Here is a 20,883-nt window from a genome sequence, read left to right as displayed (position 1 = left end):
AAGCGTTACATGCAGGAACGCGCGCTGGGCGCAGGCATTTGGGAATCCAGATGCCTCACAGTCCATCCTGTCAGTTGTGTACCCATGAATATCATGATCCCCCAAGAGCCGCGCGTTGTTCGGCGTGACCAGCCGATGAAGTTCGGCACTCAGTTTACCGCGACCGGTGTGCGTTTCCGGGTTTGGGCTCCCTATTCCAACGGGGTCGCGCTCAAAATATACGATCTCGATATCACCGTACCGATGAACAGCCAGCCGCGGGATTGGTATGAAGTCGAGATCGAGGGCGCGCAGGCGGGCATGCGCTATCGCTACGTGCTCGAGGATGGCACCGAAGTGCCCGATCCGGTTTCAAGATTTCAGCCAGAAGACGCTCACGGCCCAAGTGAGATCATCGATCCGCACCAGTTCGAGTGGACCGATATCGGTTGGCCGGGCCGGCCATGGGAAGAGCAGATCATTTATGAACTGCATGTCGGCACATTTACCAGGGAAGGCACGTTCCGCGGCGTCATCGATAAGCTCGACTATCTCGTCGAACTCGGCATCACCGCCATCGAGCTTCTCCCCGTTGCCGAATTTCCCGGCAAGTGGAACTGGGGATATGACGTGGCGCAATTGTTTGCGCCCGATTCAAGCTATGGACGGCCAGAGGATCTCAAGGCGCTGGTCAATGCTGCGCACGAAAAGGGCCTCAGCGTCTTTCTCGATGTGGTCTACAATCACTTCGGCCCCAAGGGAAATTATCTCTCCGTCTATACCCCGCTGACGACCGACAAGCACGAAACGCCTTGGGGTCCGGCGATCAATTTCGACGCAGATGGCGCTTCTGTCATTCGCGAATATGTTTTCGCCAGCGCTCGTTATTGGCTCAACGAATATCATTTTGACGGCCTGCGTTTCGATGCCGTCCACGAGATTCACGATAATGGCCCTCGGCATCTGCTGCAGGATCTTGCGGAACAGATCCGCAGCTCGACCGATGGGCGCCATATTCATTTGATGGTCGAGAATTCCGACAATGAAGCGAGCTGGCTTAAAAGGCGCGAGGACACCACGCCATGGCTCTATGACGCCCAGTGGAGCGATGACATCCACCATGCGATGCACAATGCGCTGACGGGCGAAAGCGCCTGGTATTATGCGGACTTTGATGGTCGCATCGACCTTTTGGGACGAGCGCTAGCGGAAGGCTTTTCCTGGCAGGGCGAATATATGGAGCATGAAGGCCGCAAAAAGGGCGAGGCGAGCGCCTTCTTGCCGCCAACGGCCTTCGTCTCTTATGCGCAAAACCACGACCAAGCCGGCAATCGGCCGTTCGGTGAGCGGATCAACCATCTAATCCCCGCCGACCGCGTCCGGCTATGGGCCGCGATTTATTTGCTGAGCCCACATATTCCCATGCTGTTCATGGGGGAAGAATGGGCGCCCAAACAGCCTTTCCTGTTCTTTTCCGATGTGGGCGAAGATCTTGCCGATGACATCAGGCAATCGCGCAAGGATGAGCTCAAGAATTTTCCCGAAGATATGGACCGCGGCGATCCGCCCGATCCGATGGCGCGTTCGACCTTTGAAAGCAGCAAGCTCGTCTGGTCCGATCTCGAGAAAGACGAGCATGCCAAGAGCCTTGTGCATTATCGGCAGCTTCTTGCGCTGAGAAAAGAAGAGATCATTCCGCGCCTTGCGGATATCGGCGGCAATGCTGGCAGGTTCGAGCTGCTGGCTAAAAGGGTTCTCAAGGTTGAGTGGACGCTAGGGGATGAATCGGTTTTGACGCTGATCGCGAATTTGTCTGATGAACCGTTCTCGGGCGCCAAAATCTCCGGCGCGGATCAGCTTTGGCTTGAAGGGTCCGCGTCAAAGGATACGATTGGCGCTTGGAGTGCTGTTTTCACTCTCGATCGCGCAGGTTCCTGACCGTAACGAGCGCTGGGCATGCCGCATAGGCGTTGCTGCTCGGCGACATCCGCAGGCCTCTCAAAGCGTCACTGATATTGTTGACATCGTTAGTCATAATTATTAGTGCGGGCTGTGAGGCCACTTTTATGCGCCTCGGTATGGGGGAAACGCATGAACCGCTTCATTGCAGCCTTATTGGCTGTCATCCTCACCGTTGCCCCGGCGCTAGCGCAGGAGACACGCAGCATAACCGATCTGACCGGTCGGACGGTCGAGATTCCAGCACATCCAATGCGGATCGTATCGCTGCACGATCTCAGCATCACCATCCTGCTGATCGAGCTTGGCGTGCCCCCGATCGGTAGCCATGGGCGGACGACGGCCGATGGAAAGCCGTTCATCCGCGCCAGTGCGGTACTGACAGGGGTCGATTTCGACAATTCTCAAATCAAATTCGTCGGTAATCTGCCTGCTGATATAGAAGCGATCTCGGCGCTTGAGCCCGATCTCATCATCACGACCGAATGGCAGACAGCCCCGGTCGATCAACTGGAGAAGATCGCTCCCGTCGTCGTCATCGATACCAGCGCCGACGCTTTTGCGGCCTATGAACTTTTGGCCGACATAACCGGCACACAAGAGCGCATGGCTTTCCTCAAGACCCGCTATGATGGCCAGATTGCGCAGATCAAACGGCTGATCGACACGGCCAACATTTCGGTCTCTGTCATTCAGGGCAATGACGGCGCCTTCTATGTCGAGCACACCTATGGCACGCTCGGGCGTGTGTTGCGCGATGCGGGGTTCAAGGCGCCTGCGCTTATCGAGAGCATACCCGAGGGCGGCGACATGATGGTTCCAGCCGAAAGACTTCCGGAGCTCGATGCAGACTTTGTCTTTGCCACTTACCGCACGGACACGCTCGAAATCCCTCAAACGTCCAATGAGAAGCTAAACGCCGTTGTCCCCGACTTCTGCCAGTATCTGACAGCGTGCCAGAGCAACCAGCTGATCACCATTCCGCGCGAAGAAGCCTCGTCCAACTCCTTCTATGCGCTCGGAGCCATCAGCTACATGCTGATCTCCAACATTTCGGGCCGGACCTTCGTTCCCTATGCCGACCAATAGGACCTAAGAAGCGCGGCATCTAAGTGCCGCGCCATCCTCGCTAGCCGTCGCATCGCTAACGCTGCGGAACCCGGCCCACGTCTTGTCGTTTGCCCTTCAGTTGAAGGGTTTAAGTCATGCGCAACAAATTCGAGACATTGGCACGGGCAGGCTATGCTGCTCGTGGCGTTGTTTATATTCTCCTTGGCGGTCTCGCCTTCATGTCAGCTTTGAACGGCGGCGGGGGCACGGAAGACTCCTCAGGAGCGCTCTCGCATGTCTTGCAATTCCCCTTCGGTCGCGTGCTTCTGGGCCTGATTGCCATCGGTCTTGCCGGTCACATCGCCTGGCGCCTCGCGCAAGGATTTCTGGACGCTGACAATGTCGGCACGGACGGCAAGGGTCTTGTCGGGCGCGTCGGTTCGCTGATCAGCGCAGGCGCCAATGTTTTCCTTGCGCTCACTGCTGCGCGCATGGCGTTGGGGCAAGGGGGCGGCAGTAGCGGTGGTGGCGGGGAATCCGAGGCCTCGGCCTGGCTCCTCCAGCAGCCGTTTGGCCCTTTCCTCCTTGGCCTTGTCGCCATTGGTGTCATCGGCGCGGGTCTTGTTCAGATCGGCAAGGGCGTCACACGGAAATACCGCGATCGGCTTGATCTTCCATCGTCGCCCAAAGTACTCGACTTTGCATGCTTGTTCGGGCTGGTTGCCCGCGGCGCTTTGCTCGCCATCGTCGGTGGGTTCGTGGCTTATGCGGCTCTGACCGTTTCACCCGAGCAGGCTGGCGGCATTTCGGATGCTCTCGATTATGTCTATGCGCTGCCCTTCGGGCGTTGGCTTTATGGTACGGCGGCTCTTGGCCTCGTCGCGTTTGGCTGCTATTCCATCATCCAGGCAGTGTACCGCCACATGAATGCGCCAAGCCTTGCTGATGTGAAGCAGGCGCTTCCTGGTTAGATCTTCCCGAAAATTTACCCTTATTGGGGTTGGGTCGAGACGATCAAGCTGATACCACACGCCCCAATCGGTCTTACGTCGACTCCTGCCTGTCTGTTCAGGCGGGTGAGACGAAATCAAAGTTAGGAAATTTTTTGCAGGTTCAGGTACGCGACAACAACGTCGAACAAGCCCTTCGTGTCCTCAAGAAGCGCCTTCAGCGCGAAGGCGTCTTCCGCGAAATGAAGCTCCGGAAGTATTTTGAGAAGCCCTCGGAAGAGCGCGTTCGTAAAAAGGGTGAGGCCGTTCGCCGCGCCCGCAAGAATGCTCGCAAGCAGGCTATCCGCGAAGGTTTGATCGCGGCTCCCAAGCGCCCGGTGCGCACCGATGGTCGTCCGTCGCCCCGCTAAGGCATAACCCAGGGCCCGCCGGCATAAGGTCGGCGGCCCTAGGCTCTCTTCCTTCTTATCCATCGGATCGGGGCTTTGCCTCCCAGTATTCCGATGTCGCGGTTTAGCCTCGTTATGGGCTGTCCGCCAACTGGTGCGCTCAGCGTCGCTTTGCCCAGTTACTGCAATAACCATTCCCGATCTTTAAGTTCACATCGTGAATGTAATTGTCCGCGACCTGCGGTTCTGCAGTCGCTTGGCAATGCGGCTTAGTTCCACAAAGAACATGGGTTATATGAACACAGAAGATGGTTGTATTATCACCGATATTGGGTACATTGAGGTTGTGTATGTAGATTGCCTTAACCGCACCCTATGAACCAACTTCCTGGCTGATGAAAAAAACTGTCGATTGGACGGCTGAGCGTCAAAGGTTTCGGGCCGTTACTGAGACCACCAATTTGATCGCTTGGGCGACTGATTTGAATGGTGAATGCTTTTACCTCAGCCCGGAATGGTTTCATTTCACCGGTGCTGACGCTGATCAAGGGATCGGCCTTTCCTGGCTGAGCCTTGTTCATCCAGACGATGCCGGAAAGGTCCGGCGCAGCTTCCTCCACGCTCATGATACGCAGACTGCTTATGGCGCGGCCTTCAGGCTGGCGCGGGCGGATGGCGATTATTCGAGCGTCTGGGCCGTGGGCCTACCAAAATTCGGCGAGAATGATCAGTTCGAAGGATTTTACGGCACTGTTTGCCCGATCCAGGACTATCAAGAAGAAGAGCCGCGTGAGGAAGAGCCGCAGCCACGCGGCAAATACGCCATCACCGAGCGCGAACGGGAAATTCTGCGACTGATCTCTTTCGGCAATACCAGCGATACCGTTGCTTCGATGCTCGGCATCACCAGCCGGACTGTGGATACGCATATTGCCAATGCGGGGGCGAAGCTTGGTACGTTCAACCGCGTTCATGCGGTCGCTACGGCCCTTCGTAAAAACCAGATCTAGCGCTTTTTGAAACTAGTTTAGGCGTGAGACTGCGTTCACGTCTACGTCCATTGCAGAAAACCAGCAATTGACACGACGTCGAATCGCGCCAGATACGGAATATTCCGTACCAAGAACCCACAATATCTCGAAGAATCCGCGTTAAGCATACTGACAATCGGCGTCATGACGGCTTTCGATCGCAGCGCTTCTGGAATATCGCGCCAGCGTCAGGCTCCGATTTAGTTAACAACTGTTAACGTTTTTCTTTCCAGTTGGCAAATCGAAAGCGTTCAGACGGTCACAATTAGTGTTGTGCTCTTTCTGTCTGGGTTTTCGGTGGTACCGATCTTTACGCGCCTCTGGCGTAATGGCTTCGTTATCGGTGTTGTTCAGTGGCTGGCGACAGTCCTTGCTTTCTGCTGCGGCCGTCTTCTCACCCAGCCTCTTCGCCATTGCATTCCGGCATTGCTGTGCTTCTCCGCGCTGACAGGCGTCGCCGTCGCAGCGTCGCCCGGTTGCACTTACGTCAATTCAGGTGTGATGAACTATTCGGGTCCGCCATCCACCGCGGGACTGTTGCTTACGACGCAAGTTTTTTATGCCGGCGACGAAATTCGCTTTGCCTATACGAGCAATCCAGCCAAAGCCGGCGCAGTATTGCAAATCCTATATACCAACATCTTGCCCGCAACGATTCTTGGGGCGACCGTTACCAATGCCACCAATACCAGCTATGTCATCAATGGAACAATTGCGGCGACCGGCTCCGCCCTGCTGCAAGCGGCCCATGTCGATGCGACGGCCGCCCTAAGCCAGTCGAACCGCGTTACTGTCTCGCTCACCTGCAATCCGGCGCCCGCGCCGACAACACTGGCCGTTTCGGGCCCAAGTCAGTCGTTTTTTGGTCAGCCGGTTCAGTTTCAGGCAAGCGCGAGTTCGATTGGTGGAACACCCACGGGTGATGTGGTTTTCTCGATCGGCGGGGTGCAGCAGTCGCCGGTTGCCTTGACCAACGGCGTTGCGACCCTATCGCGTTCGGATTTGCCGGTCGGCACATATGCGGTGACCGCGAACTATCTCGGGAATGCGAACTTTGGTGGCGCAAGCGGCACGCTGGCCGGAGGGCACGGGGTCGCACTAGCGGCGACCACTACGACCGTCGCTTTAAATCCAACCCCAAGCGCTTATGGCCAGTCTGTTACTTTGACGGCTCAAGTCAGTGCGACTGCGCCCAGCGTGTCGACGCCCACCGGCACGGTGGTGTTTTCCATCGATGGCGTCGATCAGCCGGCGGTCGCTTTGCAGGCGGGCACGGCGACCTTCACGACCACAGCACTTGCCGCCGGCACGCGGTCTATCATTGCCAAATATTCGGGCTCATCGGGTCATGCTGCCAGTGTTTCGAGCCCAGCTTACCGGTCCGTCACGCCTGCAGCGACGACGACTACGCTCAGTCTTTCGCCAAATCCGAGCACTTTTGGCCAGGCCGGCACAATTACCGCCACTGTCGAGGCCTCCCAGATCACGCCGGTGGGCACCGTGGTTTTCACCGTCGATGGCGTTGCCTATGCGCCGGTCAGTCTTGTCAGCGGCAAAGCCAGTATCGCCATGCCGCCGCTTGGTGTCGGGACACATGCCGTGTTGGCGACATATCATCCCACGAGCAATTTCACCGGCTCCAATACGTCGGCTTCCCAGCAGGTCGATCAAGCGGCCACCACTGTCCAAGTCACGGGTCCGGGTGCCGTGGTCTATGGTCAGCAGGCAACCTTCGGCGCAACGGTCACCTCCGCTGGCGGCACGCCGACTGGGACGGTTACCTTCAAGATCGACGGTGTTGCGCAGACGCCGGTGCCTGTCGTTGGCGGTGTTGCGAACTTCACAGCGCTTAATCTTTCCGGTGGCACACATCTTGTGGAGGCTCACTATGGAGGCTCTACAAATTTTAAGTCCGGGGATGGGGTTCTCTCAGGCGGACAGGTCGTTTCGCCGGCCTCGACCACGACCACGCTCACCTTGGGTTCGGCAAATAGCCAGTTTGGCGATACGCCGACGGCGGTCGCTCGCGTTACTTCAGCCGCAGGTACTCCGGGTGGTAGGGTCGTCTTCAGTATTGATGGCGTTCCGGGGCCAGACGCCGCGCTCGTTGGTGGAGAGGCCAAGGTATCGCTGTCGGGCCTTGCGATTGGCGCTCGCAGTATCACCGCCGCCTATCAGGTGTCCGACAGCTTTTCGGCCAGCGTGTCAGGCGCTGTCGCGCACACCGTCAGTAAAGCGACATCCTCGGTTTTGTTAACCGCGACGCCCGAGCCAACCGTAACCGGGCAGGCAGTGAACTTTACGGCCCTTGCCTCCGCCCCGGGCGGCCCGGCAACGGGGTCGATAATATTCACGATCGACAATCAGCAGGTTTTGCCCGCGGTGACCCTCATCAATGGTGAGGCGACACTCACGCGTTCCTCGCTGGCAGTGGGCAATCACACCGTATCGGTAGCCTATAGCGGGAGTGCCAACGCTCTTTCGGCAACTGGCTTGCTTCCGGGTGGGCACACTGTTGGCAGAGCTGCCACGGCCACGACGATTTCAAGCAATGCTACGAGCGGGGCATTTGGCGCCGCTGCGGTGTTCACCGCTCATGTCGAAGCCCTCGCGCCTGGCGTCGGCGCCCTGACGGGGAGCGTCACCTTCTCCCTCAATGGGGCTCAGCAGCCGGCGCAAAACCTCGTCAATGGCACGGCAGTCCTCTCGCTGCCGAGCCTTGCAGTGAACACGTATACCGTAACTGCCGTATATAGCGGGGATGCAGGCTTTATCCAGAGCACCGATACGCTCGCCAGTGGCTACCAGGTGCGCCCTGCCGATACTGCTCTGAACCTCACCGTTCTACCTGAACCCAGCCGGTTCAAAGATGAAGTCACGCTTCGTGCCGAGGTGACATCCCTAGGTGGTGTGCCAACGGGCGATGTGACCTTCATGGCCGACGGGCAGTCTCTTGGTTCGGCGGAGCTTCACGCAGGTGTTGCCTTGGCCAAGACGACAACTCTTGCCGTCGGGCAGCGGCAGATTACGGCAAGCTATGCTGCAACGACCAGCTTTAGCGCGAGCCCAGTGGCCAGTGTGCAGCATCAGGTCAACAAGGCTTTGACGTCGACTGAGGTCACCACCTCGGCGCCTACTATTACGCTAGGCGGAACGGTAACCTTTTCGGTCAAGGTCAACTCCACAGCCGCAACGCCGACAGGCACGGTCGATGTCTACATCGACAATACGCTGGTCGCGGACGATGTGTTGCTTACAGCAGGTATGGCGAGTGTTTCCGCAACGCCGTCTTCCGTCGGCACTCATGTTGTCAGGGTTGAATATTCTGGCGACGGCGATCACGAACAATCCACGGGCATTCTCGCCGGTGACTTGCACGTCGATAGGGCGCTGGTTTCGCTAAGCGTATCAGCGAGTGCCAATGCGGTCGCCTATGGGCAGTCCGCGACCCTTTCTGCCGATATTTCCTCAGCGGGCGGGCCGCTTTCTGGTGACATCGTCTTCGATATCGATGGGACGAGGTACCAGGCTCCGATCACGAATGGCAGGGCGGACCTGACCGTTCCGACGCTGGAGTCAGGATTTTATCTCGTCACTGCCATCTATGCGCAGACGTCCGATTTCCAAGGTGCGACCGCGCCATTGGCCGGTGGTTTGACTATCCAACAGGCTTCATCCGCCCTAACGGTCGTCAGCTCTTCCCCCGTATCAGTCTACGGGACCAGTCCGACGATCGAGGCGCGCCTCAATACGGGCTCTCTTGTGCCAACCGGCACAATAACTTTCACGGTGGATGGTTCGCCAAGATCTGCTGGTTCATTTGCCAATGGCGTGGCGGTGCTGAGCCTTCCTGGCCTCGATGTCGGCAATCACACCATCTCGGCCAGCTATTCGGGCGATAGTCACATCCTGCCTGCGACGGGCGCTATAAATGGCGGGCAGACGGTCACCCCGGCGAGCACTCTCATGGCCTTGTCCGCGACGCCTTCGACTGCGGAATTGGGGACTGCCGTCGAGTTGGTGGCTGAGGTAACCGGCGTGGGAACGCCGTCGGGCAACGTAGTCTTTATGGTCGATGGGACCTCTTATGGCGCCCGCTCCTTGGTTGGCGGCAAAGCGCGACTGACATTGAGCGCTTTGACAGTCGGTTCGCACGCCGTCAGCGCCTCCTACGCCACGCAGAACAATCATGACACCTCCAGCGCGACGCTGGCGACTCCTGTCGTCATTACGCACAAAACGACGACGCTTAGAATTTTCGGGCCCCCTGCGCTTCTTCATGTAGGTGAGCTGGCCACGTTCCGCGCAGATCTGACGGCGGGTGCTTTTACCCCAACCGGCACAGTCGATTTCATCATAGATGGAGACACTTCGGCGCCAATCAGAAAACCCCTCGTGAATGGCTCCGCCACGCTCGATTACGCATTTGTGTCAGGCGGCAATCACACTGTGGAAGCGGTTTATGCCGGTACGCATGAATACGGTCCTGCGCGCGACGCGCTTGCTGGCGGGCAGGTCGTTGTCGCGGCTGCCACCAGCACGGCTTTATCCTTGCCCGCCGCACCTTTGCGCTTTGGCGATCCGATCACTGCCACAGCCGTCGTTACGGCCCTGACTGCGGGGGCGGGAACACCGTCGGGCATCGTCGAATTTTTGGTCAATGGGACTGTTGTCGGCACCTCGGCCCTTGTGGGTGGCTCTGCGGACTTCGACTTACCGGCATTGTCTGCGGGACAATATGTGGTCATCGCCCGCTATGTCGCAGGTCGAGACTATGGGGCAAGTTTTGACGAGCGCATTGGCGTCACCATCGAACGAGCGACACCAAAAGTTGCCCTTGTTGTCAGCCCGAGCCCCGCCACTGCGGGACAGCCGGTGGTGTTTGAACTCACGGTCGCTGCGCCTGGCCTGGTTCCGCCAAGCGATGTCACCTTCAGCGCTCCCGGCATGTCTCCGGCAACGGTCCAACTCAACGCGTCCGGCAAAGCTTCTTACTCAACAGCGTTCCCAAGCGCTGGCAGCTTCACCGTCGCTGCCGATTTCAGCGGAACACCGAATATCTTGCCGGCCAGCGCGTCCTCTGCGCTCGTGGTGGACCCTGCGCCAATCAGTGTGACGCTTGTCTCGCATGTTCCGCCCGGCGAAGTCGGGGCGGACTATTTCGGTTCGGTCACTGCCGTCGGTGGTACAGGTCCCTATTTTGTCACGCACGGCACCGGGTTTCCACCGGGTCTGCAGATGGACGCGGCAACGGGGCAAATTACCGGGCGCCCCTTGTCCGCGGGGTCGTTCACCTTTGACGTCGATGTGGTCGATGCAAACGACCAGCCGGTCACCACAGGCAGTTATTCGATCACCATCGTCGTTCCCGTCGCGGTGCTCATCACGTCAAGTCTTCCACCAAGCGGCGTCGCTGGAACTCCTTATCAGAGTGTAGCGCCTACCGTTACGGGCGGCGCTGGCGCCTATTTGTTCGCGCTATCGGGGGCACCATCGGGGATTAGTGTGGATGCAACGACTGGCATTGTCGCAGGGACCACGCGCCAAACCGGAACGTTCAACCTTGTCCTGACCGCGACCGACACCAATGGTGTTGTGGGCAGCAGAACCTATCCGGTGACCTTCACCGCGCCAGTGATCGCGGCGTCGGCCACTATGCCCGCAGGCGAAGTGGGCATCGCCTATCCCGGTGGTTCAATCACTGCCTCGGGAGGCGCTGAACCCTACACCTATGCGATCGGTGCCGATCCACTTCCGCCCGGGCTGGTACTCGATGCAGATACAGGCGCCGTGACCGGCATTCCCTCAGCCGCAGGGACCTATCCGGTGACATTCACAGTCACAGACGCCAACGGTTTTTCCGGGCAGGCATCGGCTTCGTTCGTCACCACCGTAGTGCCCGTGGTCACCCTGCCGGCTAGCCTGCCGCCTGCACGGGAGGGGCAACACTATCTTCAGTCGATCGCTGCGGTTGGCGCGACGGGTCCCTATACCTACAGCGTCTCAGCGGGCAGCCTGCCATTGGACCTGCAGCTCGATACCACGACGGGCTTGTTGTCTGGCATACCGAGCCAATCGGGCACTGCTGACTTCACAATCACTGCCACCGACAGCTCCTTGCCCGTGCCGCGTGCTGGTACCCAGCGCTACACCTTTGCAATCGCCGCTGCCTCGGTGCTCACGATGACGCCGCCGCCTGCGGTGGTCGCAGGCGCGGCATATTCCCATGCCTTCAATGCCACGGGTGGCTCTGGAAGCTACACCTATCAGATTGTTTCAGGCACGTTGCCTCAAGGCCTCCAATTCGATCCGCAGACCGGCTTGGTCTCTGGAACCACGACCGACGTCGGCAGTCATGCCCTTATCGTCGCGGCGACCGATACCGGCTCCGGTGACGTATCGAGCCAAGGCTTTGCTCTGGTCGTGGTTCCGCCATCCGTCGTGGTCTCGATCTCAGGGACCTCTGCCGCATTTGGCGCTGCTTTCTCGGCAAATCTGACGGCGACGGGCGGGCAGGGCACTTACACCTTCACCAGCCCCGACAAACCAGCGTGGCTATTCCTTACAGCAGCCGGTGACCTTACGGGCACACCCGACACTGCTGGCTCTGTGAGCTTCGATGTCGAGGCCAAAGATGCAAATGGCTTCATCGGCACTGCCGCAATTACCCTGGTTGTCGCGCCGCCGGTGCTTTCGCTTGGCGTCCTCAGTGATACTGCCCACGAAACCACTCGCCCCTATAGCGCGACGTTTTCGATAGCGGGGGGCGTCGCGCCTTACAGCGTGGTCCTTAAGGGAGGGACACTACCGCCCGGTTTGACGCTTGGTGCCACGGGAACAGTTCAGGGCACGTTGTCCGGTGCGCCATCGCTCGTCGGCACATATACGTTCGACATCGAGGCCCGAGATGCCAATGGCTTCACTGTCGAGCATCCCTATACCGTCATCATCAGCGCCCATCTGGGCACTGCCATATTGAATCCGACCCTGCCAACTTGGATTGCGGGCGAGCCTGGGTCTGGCACGGCAGGAGTGACCAATGGGGGCGGCAGTTTCACCTATGTGAGCTCGGACCTGCCTGTTGGTCTCAGCCTCGACCCGATCACGGGCGACATTTCAGGGACACTGACAACTGCCGGAACCTACGCGTTTACGGTGACCGCGACAAATACATTGACCGGTCTTGAGAATAGCCAAAGCTATTCGCTCTCCGTCGTGGCCCCGACCTTCACCTCGGCAAGTGCGCTGGCAACTGGTACCGCGGGGACGTCCTATTCTGCTCAGATCGCCGTCAGCGGTGGTTCTGGCATCTACACTTTTGGCGCAGCCACGGGGCTGCCGACAGGTCTGTCCTTTGATCCGGCAACAGGGACATTGTCCGGCGCGCCGACCGAAGCGGGTGCCTTCTCCATCGTTGTTCCCATCCGCGACAGCAATGGTTTTAACGGCACCGCGACCTATGCGCTGCAGGTCGACGCGCCAACGATGACGCTGGCTGGTGGCAGCCTCACCGACACGATACTGGCATCGCCGTTCGCACCTTATCAGTTCGCCGCGTCAGGCAATGGTGCTGGAGTGCTCAAGTTCTCGCTGAGCGCAGGAACGCTTCCGCCGGGCCTTGCTCTTGCGGAAGACGGGACGCTCTCTGGCTCTGCGACTGCCCAAGGCAATTTCTCGTTTGAAATAACCGCGACCGACGAAAATGGCTTTAGCGGCTCGGCGCTCTTTGATTTGACGGTACTCAGCAATGAAAGTGGCGCCCTCAGCTTCTCCGGCGCTTTGGCGGATTGGCCTTTCAAGCAACTCGATACGCGCAGCGTTGCGGCATCAGGCACGCCTGTCGCGATTGTCAGCTATAGCGTCACCGCTGGTGCCTTGCCGCCGGGTGTCAGCCTCGCGCCAACGACCGGTATGCTCAGCGGAACGCCCACGGCTGCGGGACCTTTCCGTTTCGAAATCACGGTAAAGGACGGCGACTATTTCAAATCTCATACCTTTGACCTGAACGTGGCTCCCCCAGGATTGAGCTTGAGCGGTACGGTTCCGCTGACGGCTCGTGTGGGTGTGCCCTATAATGCCGATGTGGACGCAACGAGTACGTTATCTGGCTCGAGCTTCGCCTACAGGTTGATCAATGCGCCGCCCGGCCTCTCGATCGATGCATCCGGCGCGATCACGAGCACGCCGACAACCGATGGTACGTTCACCTTCACTATCCAGGCGACCGATGCTGATGGTTTTTCCGTTAGCCAGAGCCAGACGTTAACAGTTTCTGAGGCGTTCATTCCTCTCGCGCTCCCCGCTAGCCTTCCCGATGCCGAAAATGGCGTGCCCTATTCCGAGCTGGTCCGGCCGACCAATGGGACTGGCCCGTTCACGTTTCAGATTGACGCGGCCCCTGACCTTCCTCCCAATCTGTCGATCGACAATACCAGCGGCGTGCTTTTCGGTACGCCTTCGGCCGACGGCCAATTCTCTTTCACGATCACGGCCACAGATAATCTGGGCAATAGCGGTTCTAAAACCTACACTTTGACAATTGCGCCCGCAGGCGCCAATGCGCCGAGCCTGACGACCGTCAACCTTGCGCCATCGTCCTCAAGCCCCGTTGTGGGGCAGCGCGTGGTTTTGCGCGCAGAGGTGCTTTCGTCAGGCGGTATTCCGGGTGGCTCCTTGGTCTTTAAATCCAACGGCGCGACGATTGACAGCGAGCTTCTTGACGCTCAGGGCCGCGCGGAAATCGAGTGGCCCATCGGACTTGCTTCGCAAACGGTGGAGGCCGAATATCTCGGTACCGCGGGCTTCCTGGGCTCCAGTTCCGCACAGCTTACCGTGTCGGCCACAGCAGCAGCCACGGAAGCCAGCATCAGCGGCAATCTCTCGATCAGCCGGCATGACGATAGGCTTGTCGTTGTCGCAAGCGTCGGGCGACTTGCGCCTTCGAGCGGTCCGGTGAGTGCCGGCACTCTTAAATTCTACCTAGATAATGCGCTCATCGACTCCGGTCCGGCCGTAGGGGGGACGCGCACTCTGATTAGCCCATTGGATCCTGGGATCCATATTCTACGCGCGGAATTTGAGCCAGACGACCCCGCGCTCGACCTTGGCGCATCCTCAGAGGTGAACATAACCGTCAGTGCAGACACGGTGGTCACCGTCACGGGTCCGGCCTCGGCAATGGAAGGCGCGACGTCCACATTCGTTGCTACCGTCGATCTCGTGCCGACCCATGCATTAGACGCCACTGGCGATGTGGAATTCTTTGCCGGAAGCACGAGACTCGGTGCGCAGACGCTAGTGGGCGGAGAAGCAACATTCTCGACCGATGAGCTGCCCGTCGGTACTCATGACATATGGGTGAATTACCCGCTTCATCACGTGTTCCGCGCCAGTGCATCGCCCCGCATGGCGCATCGTGTCATGCCCGTCTCGACGGTATCGGAAGACACGTTTACCGATCTTTCGCTCTCAACTGCGTCGCCGGTCATCAGCCAAATGATCACGATGAGGGCTGAAATAACCGCGCTGTCTGAGTTGATCCCGACTGGCGACGTCGAGTTCGTGGCGCAGCCGTCAGGCACTGTGCTCGGCAGGAGCGCAGTTGATGCCATAGGTGTTGCGAGCCTTGATTATGCATTTTTCGATCTCGATACGCGGAACATCGAGGCGCGATACCTTGGCGAGGGGAACTTCAATGCGAGTTCAGACACCTCGCCGGTCGTTCCGGTGAGTGCGCCGACCAAGCTCAACCTTTCAGCGTCAGCGCCCAGAACACTTGTTGGCGAGACGGTCACATTGACGGCCGAAGTCGAGCGACAGGCACCCGCCAGCGGCCTGCCATCCTCCGCAACGATAGAGTTCCTAGCCGATGGCAGTGTGATCGGAACATCGGTGACCAACGGCGCGAGCTCAGCGACATTTGTCACACCGCCTCTCGCCGCCGATACAGCGTTCACGGCGCGATATCTTGGTCCACTCAATCTGATCGATGCTGCAAGCCAGTCGGCGGTCCTCAACCAACCCGTCGTCCGCGACGATGTCGATCTTGCGGTCGATGCCACCAATAGTGGCACCGATTTCGTCATCGACGTTACGTTGACACCTGTCGCTCTCACCGGTCGCACGCCCAGCGGAACACTGACACTTCGTCACGCCGACGGACTCTTTGCCGATCAGGTCATCACGCTTGCGGGGCCGACCGCGCAGTTTTCCGTTACCGAAACCCTTTTTGGCCCAGGCGTCCATACGCTTTTGGTAAGTTATGACGGGGACACCTATTTCAATGCGGCCAGCGCCCAGATCAACCATCAGGTCATGGGCGATACGACGGTAAGCTTCACCATTTCGCCCAACCGTCCCGTTCCCGGCGCTCTTGCCACCCTGTCGGCGCGCGTTTTCTCGCTCTCGGGCAGTGGCATGCCCACGGGATCAGTCCTGTTCCGCTTCGCCAGCAGCACTTGGAGCGATCAGGTTTCAGCGAACCTCGTGGGTGACCACGCAACGGCCAGCATGGTCTTTCCGGACGCGACGGAAGGGGAGATGACGGTCATCTATTCGGGAGACGCCGTCTATCAATCAAACGCCGCTGCGCCGCTCAGGCGCCGCATCGTCATGATGTCGGGCCTTGAAGCCACAAGCACCGCTCTCTCGACCTCGGCCGCCGCAGTGGGCGTGGGCCAGCCCGTGACCTTTACGGCTGCCGTCCAAACGCCAACTGGTTCGCCGTCGGGGTCCGTGGTGTTTTATAGCGGCAACATCCTCTTGGGACGCGCCACGCTTGGCGGGGGACTGGCGCAATATACCGTGCCCGGCTTTGCGTCCGGCACGCATTCGATCATCGCCTATTATGGCGGCACGGCGATCCATGCCGCGAGCCAGTCACCGGCGTTGAGCCAGCGCGTGATCGGCGCCGATGGCGTCAGTTTCTCGATGAGCACACGTCCCGAGGCTTTCGTCGCGCTCGGTCAGCGGATCGAGGTCATCTATACGCTCGTTGCGACGGGTGGTGTCGATCTGACGGGCCTCGGCGTTAGTTCCGCGGCTATGGCGGTGGCGTGTCCGTCGGATAGTTTGCCAGCCTTTGCGACCATGGTCTGTACGGGGTCATATACGATCACCGAAGCCGACATGCAGGCCGGCCGCGTTGATCTGCCTGGCACAGCGGTGGTCGATGGGATCGGCGCAATCGTCTCGGGAACGTCGATCACCTTGCAGGCGACGGCAGTCGCCGAACAGTTCGCCACGATGACCGAAGAGTTCATGACGACGCGGCAAAAGCTCGTGGCAACAGCTCTTCGTCTCCCTGATATTTTTGATCGACGCCGCATTGCGCCCGGCCGGCGCCCCGGCACAGTCATTGCGCGGGCCGATGGCACAAGCCAGATCCTCGGCTTCACCTCGAGCCTAGCTGACGTCATGAGTTGGGGCGCGGCAAAGGCTGCAGAAAATCTGGCAACTTCGGTCGCGCTGGAGCCCCTTCCGGTCAATATCTGGATCGACGCGCAGATGACGCTGCATGCGCAAGCCGGTGTCGATACGCACTGGGGCGACTTCTCGACCCTCGCCATTGGTGTTGACTACCTGCTCGGCGATACTGCGCTGCTCGGCGCAGTGTTGCAGGGGGATTGGATGCACGACAATTCCAGCAAGGGGTCAGTGAGCGGCACCGGTTATCTCGCAGGCATCTATGGTTCAGTGGCCCTCTCCGAGCACCTCTCTCTCGACGGCAGTCTCCTCTATGGCCAATCGCAGAACGACGCGGTTGCGGAAATGTTTGGCCAATATTTCGCTGGCTCGTTCGGCACGGAGCGGTTCCTTGCCAATCTCGATCTCAGCGGTTTATGGGAGCACGACGCCCTCACCATCCGGCCGAGCGTGCTCATGACGCTTTCAAGCGAAGATGGTGGCGACTATTTCGTGCGCAACGAAACCGGGGATGCCGTTCTGGTCGAAATCGAGCGACAGACGGCATTCAAGGTGGGCCTGGGGAGCGCCTTTGAATACGGCATCGATTTGGAAGGCGGGCACGTTCTGACGCCAAAGGCAGAGGTGGAACTTGGCCTGTCCGGGAGCGTTCTCGGCGATCTCAGTGTCGACAGCCGCCTCTATGGTCGCAGCACGGTGGGCTTTGGCTATTCGAGTCCGAATGGGCTCACGCTCAACGGCGAATTTGGTGCAGATCTTGACGCGACGGGGTTCCGTTCCGTGACAGTCAGGGGTGGCATAGGCGCGAAATTCTAGGCGATTTCTGAACTATCCGCTTCGCCGATGACCAAGCATCCAGCCCTCGATCTCGCTGATTTGCGGGGTATCCGGCGCGCCGTCATAGCGCCCTCCGTCGACCACATCGATTATGCCAATTAGACCGACAAGAGAATCGAAGCGGTCTTCCGCATGCGGGTCTTCGCCGAAGCCCGTCGCGATCAATGGCAGTATTGCGCCTGGCTTCACGTGGGGTTTTTCCATGAACCATTGGGCGAAACTATCGGCAAATCTGACGCGATCGCCTTGCTTTCGCTTGCTCCAGCCGCGTTTGGGAAAGCCGATTTGGCTATAGATATCGCCGGGATAAGTTTCAGCGATGACAATGTCATTGGTCCGGACAAGCTCGTGCAAAGGCCCGTCGAAGGGCCATAGTGCGATGCGATCGAGGTTGGGAATGATGAGCTCCTGCCAGCCGGAGATGGCGGCTTTGCCAACTTGGTTGCCGCCCATGGTCCAGAAGAGGCTTGCGGCGGCTGGTCGTTCGTTGCTGGCGCGTTCGCAGAGGCGGAGGAGGTCATCCCAGGCCGTTAGGCCTAGCGCGGCGAGGAGATGGGCTCGCTTCGCGTTGCCGGGGCGTGCGGGATAGAAGGGGCGGTGAATTCCGATTTCTTGAGGCGTTGTGGCGACGTCGAGCCAGGTCGGCCACTTGCCCTCTACGATGGAATTCAAGAATTCTCGAAAGTCCGTTATACCGGCAGCTTTAGCGTAAGCTGCTGGTAAACCTATCGAAAAATCGACGCCTATAAGAAGCGCGCCGCTTTTGCGCTTTCGTTTGGCCAGTCTTTCGAAGAGTGTTTCGGTGCTGCCGACGGGTTCGGGTGCGGTAATTTGCCAGCCGCTGTCTGTCCGGCAAGCGAGGCTCATCCAGCGTTTGGATGGAGTTTTGCTCCAGTCGCAATGGGCGATCAGGCTCACATCGGCGGAGATATTTTGTGGAGGTCGAATGTTCGGCAATCGAGAAACGTTCTCCACGGGACTAAAACAGATAAGGCCCGCAGTGCTATCTGCGAGCCTTGTTCTGTTAGCATTCCGTTAACATCGACGCGCGGTTAAGCGCGATTAGAACGCGTAATTGACACCGGCGCGGATGACGCTGAAGCGCTGGCCGATTTCGCGGCTGCCGCCGGGGAGACCGTTATAGGTCTGGTTGCCGAGATCGACATAGAGGTACTCGGCCTTGACCGAGAGATTGTCGGTGGCCTTGGCCTCGATACCGACACCGGCGGTCCAGCCGAAATGGGTGGCGTTCTGGGAGGTGGTGACGCCACCATTGAGGACCTGGGACGTGCCGCGACCGAAGGCGGCGCCGAGGGTCACGAAGGGCATGACCTGACCGAAAGTGCCACCGGCGCGAGCGCGGGCGGTGCCGAACATATCGAGCTTGCTCTCGAACGTGCTGCCATTGCCGAGTGGCTCGCTATAGGCAAGGTTGGCCCACTGCAGATCGGCTTCAGCGCCGACGACGAAGCCGCCCATATCCATGTTGAAGCCGAGCTGGCCGCCGGCGGTCCAGCCGGAGCTGTTATTGTTGGTATTGTTGATCGCGGGGCTGGTGGTAGTATTGCCCCAGAGGTAGCCGCCGTTTACGCCGGCATAAAAGCCGTTCCAATCCGCAACGGACGTGGAGGAAAACATGGTGGACGTAGCGGGGGCGCCGCCGCCGTTCCAGCCCAGGTCGGCTGCGCTCGCAGACGCGGTAAGCGTCAGAAGGGCTGACATCACAATGGCTGAGCGTTTCATTCGGGCCTCGTCGAAAATGAGCCTTAACATCAAGGCCCAAAATCGTCCGAAGGTCTTAACGACGGGGTAAGGAATAAGGTTAACGCTGAAGGTTTTATGCTTTTGTGAAGGGGTTTGTTAGGGCAGGGGACAAGTCGGCTCGCCCGCTGCCTGTGCGAAATCCTGGCGCCAAAACAAAAACGCCACCCCGAAGGGCGGCGCTTTCAAATTCAGACTGTTCGCAAAACCTAGTTGCGCGCCGGTGGCGCTGCAATCAAGCCTTCGCGCTGTGCGCGCTTGCGAGCCAGCTTGCGGGCGCGACGGACGGCCTCGGCCTTCTGGCGAGCCTTCTTTTCAGAGGGCTTCTCGTAATAGTTGCGCAGCTTCATTTCGCGGAAGACGCCTTCGCGCTGCAGCTTCTTCTTCAGGGCGCGCAGCGCCTGGTCAACGTTATTATCGCGAACGACTACTTGCAAAGGTCAACTGCCCCTTCAAAACTTGGCAATGTGCTAGGATGGAAGCGCCGGAGCCGCAGAGCCACGTCGCCGACCAGCAGCGCCGGTCACCGTGGCGGGGTCTATAGAGTAAGATTGCGGCTCTGTCCACTGTAAAAGCCGCCGGAATACCGCCCAAAACTGGCTCAAGACTCCTGCGCTCAACCAACGCGAGCGCCATCACTGTCTTGCTCGCAGCAAGCCGGCATTCTACGTCTTGCCTGACTTAGGGAGACCACCATGTTCCAGCCGCTCGTCCTCGTCCCCGGCCTTCGCTGCGATGCCTATCTCTGGCATGCCGTGATCGAGCGTCTCGACGAGCGCGTGGCGCCGGTGGTGGCCGACGTTTCGCGCGACGATAGCGTTGCTGGAATGGCTGCGCGGATCCTTGCCGCGGCGCCGCCGCGCTTTGCCCTCGCGGGGCTTTCGATGGGCGGCTATGTGGTTCTCGAGATCATCCGTCAGGCGCCCGAGCGCGTGACCCATCTCGCCCTACTCGATACCAATGCGCGGCCCGATAGCGAAGAGCGCAAGACCGCACGCCGGACCGAAATGGAACTCGTCCGCCAAGGCAAGTCGGCGCTCGTCTCCCGCATGGGCCTGCCGAACCTATTGGCGCCGATCCATCTCGATAGCGCCATCGCCGAAGCGGTCCATGCGATGACGCTGCGCGTCGAGTCCGAAGTCTATCTGCGCCAGCAAAACGCGATCATGACCCGGATCGATTCCCGGCCGTTCCTCGGGCAAATTGCGGTGCCGACCTTGGTCGGCGTCGGGGCCGAGGACAAGCTGATCCCGCCTGAACTGTCAGAGGAAATGGCGGCGATGATCCCAGAGGCCAAGCTCGCCATTTTTGCCAATGCCGGCCACATCCCGACGCTCGAAGCGCCACAGGCGGTGGCGACCGCTATGCGCGAATGGTTGGCGCGGTAGTTTTTACCGTTCCTGAGGGGATAGTCTGCCTCCGAGGCGTCTAGTTCCCACCGGGCTTCCCTTGGGCTTGACCCGAGGGCCACTCCCCCACGTCTGAATGTTTGTGGCTCCCGCA

The 20,883-nt window shown here is 59.4% G+C and carries 10 protein-coding genes; 7 read left to right on the top strand and 3 right to left on the bottom strand.

Going from position 1 to position 20,883, the window contains the following annotated elements; genetic code table 11:
- Positions 1-84 precede the first annotated feature (84 nt).
- The 6 genes from treZ to ASG47_RS20695 all read left to right on the top strand — a co-directional run bounded on the left by treZ (position 85) and on the right by ASG47_RS20695 (position 17,598).
- A complete protein-coding gene (gene treZ, locus ASG47_RS13185) occupies positions 85-1,917 on the top strand; it encodes a malto-oligosyltrehalose trehalohydrolase (RefSeq protein ID WP_200940924.1) in 1,833 nt (610 codons plus the stop codon).
- Positions 1,918-2,070: 153 nt separating this feature from the next.
- Positions 2,071-3,027 carry an ABC transporter substrate-binding protein gene (locus tag ASG47_RS13180; RefSeq protein ID WP_061909699.1) on the top strand — a complete coding sequence of 319 codons (957 nt, stop codon included), beginning with the start codon at positions 2,071-2,073 and terminating at the stop codon, positions 3,025-3,027.
- Between the two features lie 116 nt (positions 3,028-3,143).
- Positions 3,144-3,959: a DUF1206 domain-containing protein gene (locus tag ASG47_RS13175; RefSeq protein ID WP_061909697.1), complete on the top strand. Its 816-nt coding sequence runs from the start codon at positions 3,144-3,146 to the stop codon at positions 3,957-3,959.
- Between the two features lie 134 nt (positions 3,960-4,093).
- Positions 4,094-4,348 (top strand): 30S ribosomal protein S21, encoded by a 255-nt coding sequence (gene rpsU / locus ASG47_RS20380; RefSeq protein ID WP_082460827.1) that lies wholly within the window; start codon positions 4,094-4,096, stop codon positions 4,346-4,348.
- A 374-nt stretch (positions 4,349-4,722) separates the two neighbouring features.
- Complete coding sequence (locus ASG47_RS13165; protein ID WP_061909693.1) at positions 4,723-5,337, top strand: PAS domain-containing protein; 615 nt, start codon at positions 4,723-4,725, stop codon at positions 5,335-5,337.
- 294 nt (positions 5,338-5,631) lie between these two features.
- Positions 5,632-17,598, top strand: coding sequence for an Ig-like domain repeat protein (locus tag ASG47_RS20695; protein WP_061909691.1), 11,967 nt, complete (start codon positions 5,632-5,634; stop codon positions 17,596-17,598).
- Positions 17,599-17,610: 12 nt separating this feature from the next.
- Here ASG47_RS20695 and ASG47_RS13155 read toward each other — a convergent pair whose 3' ends face one another.
- From ASG47_RS13155 to rpsU (ASG47_RS13145), 3 genes are all read right to left on the bottom strand, one after another.
- Complete coding sequence (locus tag ASG47_RS13155; RefSeq protein WP_244487094.1) at positions 17,611-18,537, bottom strand: DUF429 domain-containing protein; 927 nt, start codon at positions 18,535-18,537, stop codon at positions 17,611-17,613.
- A gap of 144 nt (positions 18,538-18,681) precedes the next feature.
- A complete protein-coding gene (locus ASG47_RS13150) occupies positions 18,682-19,362 on the bottom strand; it encodes an outer membrane protein (protein WP_062629127.1) in 681 nt (226 codons plus the stop codon).
- A 227-nt stretch (positions 19,363-19,589) separates the two neighbouring features.
- Positions 19,590-19,817: a 30S ribosomal protein S21 gene (gene rpsU / locus ASG47_RS13145; RefSeq protein WP_061909685.1), complete on the bottom strand. Its 228-nt coding sequence runs from the start codon at positions 19,815-19,817 to the stop codon at positions 19,590-19,592.
- Between the two features lie 258 nt (positions 19,818-20,075).
- Here rpsU (ASG47_RS13145) and ASG47_RS13140 point away from each other — a divergent pair, with 258 nt between their 5' ends.
- Positions 20,076-20,768 carry an alpha/beta fold hydrolase gene (locus tag ASG47_RS13140; protein WP_061909683.1) on the top strand — a complete coding sequence of 231 codons (693 nt, stop codon included), beginning with the start codon at positions 20,076-20,078 and terminating at the stop codon, positions 20,766-20,768.
- The last annotated feature ends 115 nt before the right edge of the window (positions 20,769-20,883 follow it).

Origin of the sequence: Devosia sp. Leaf420, assembly GCF_001425445.1 — a bacterium.
Lineage (GTDB): Bacteria > Pseudomonadota > Alphaproteobacteria > Rhizobiales > Devosiaceae > Devosia.
Note: the sequence above shows the minus strand (reverse complement) of the source record. Positions and strands in the feature narration are given on the sequence as shown.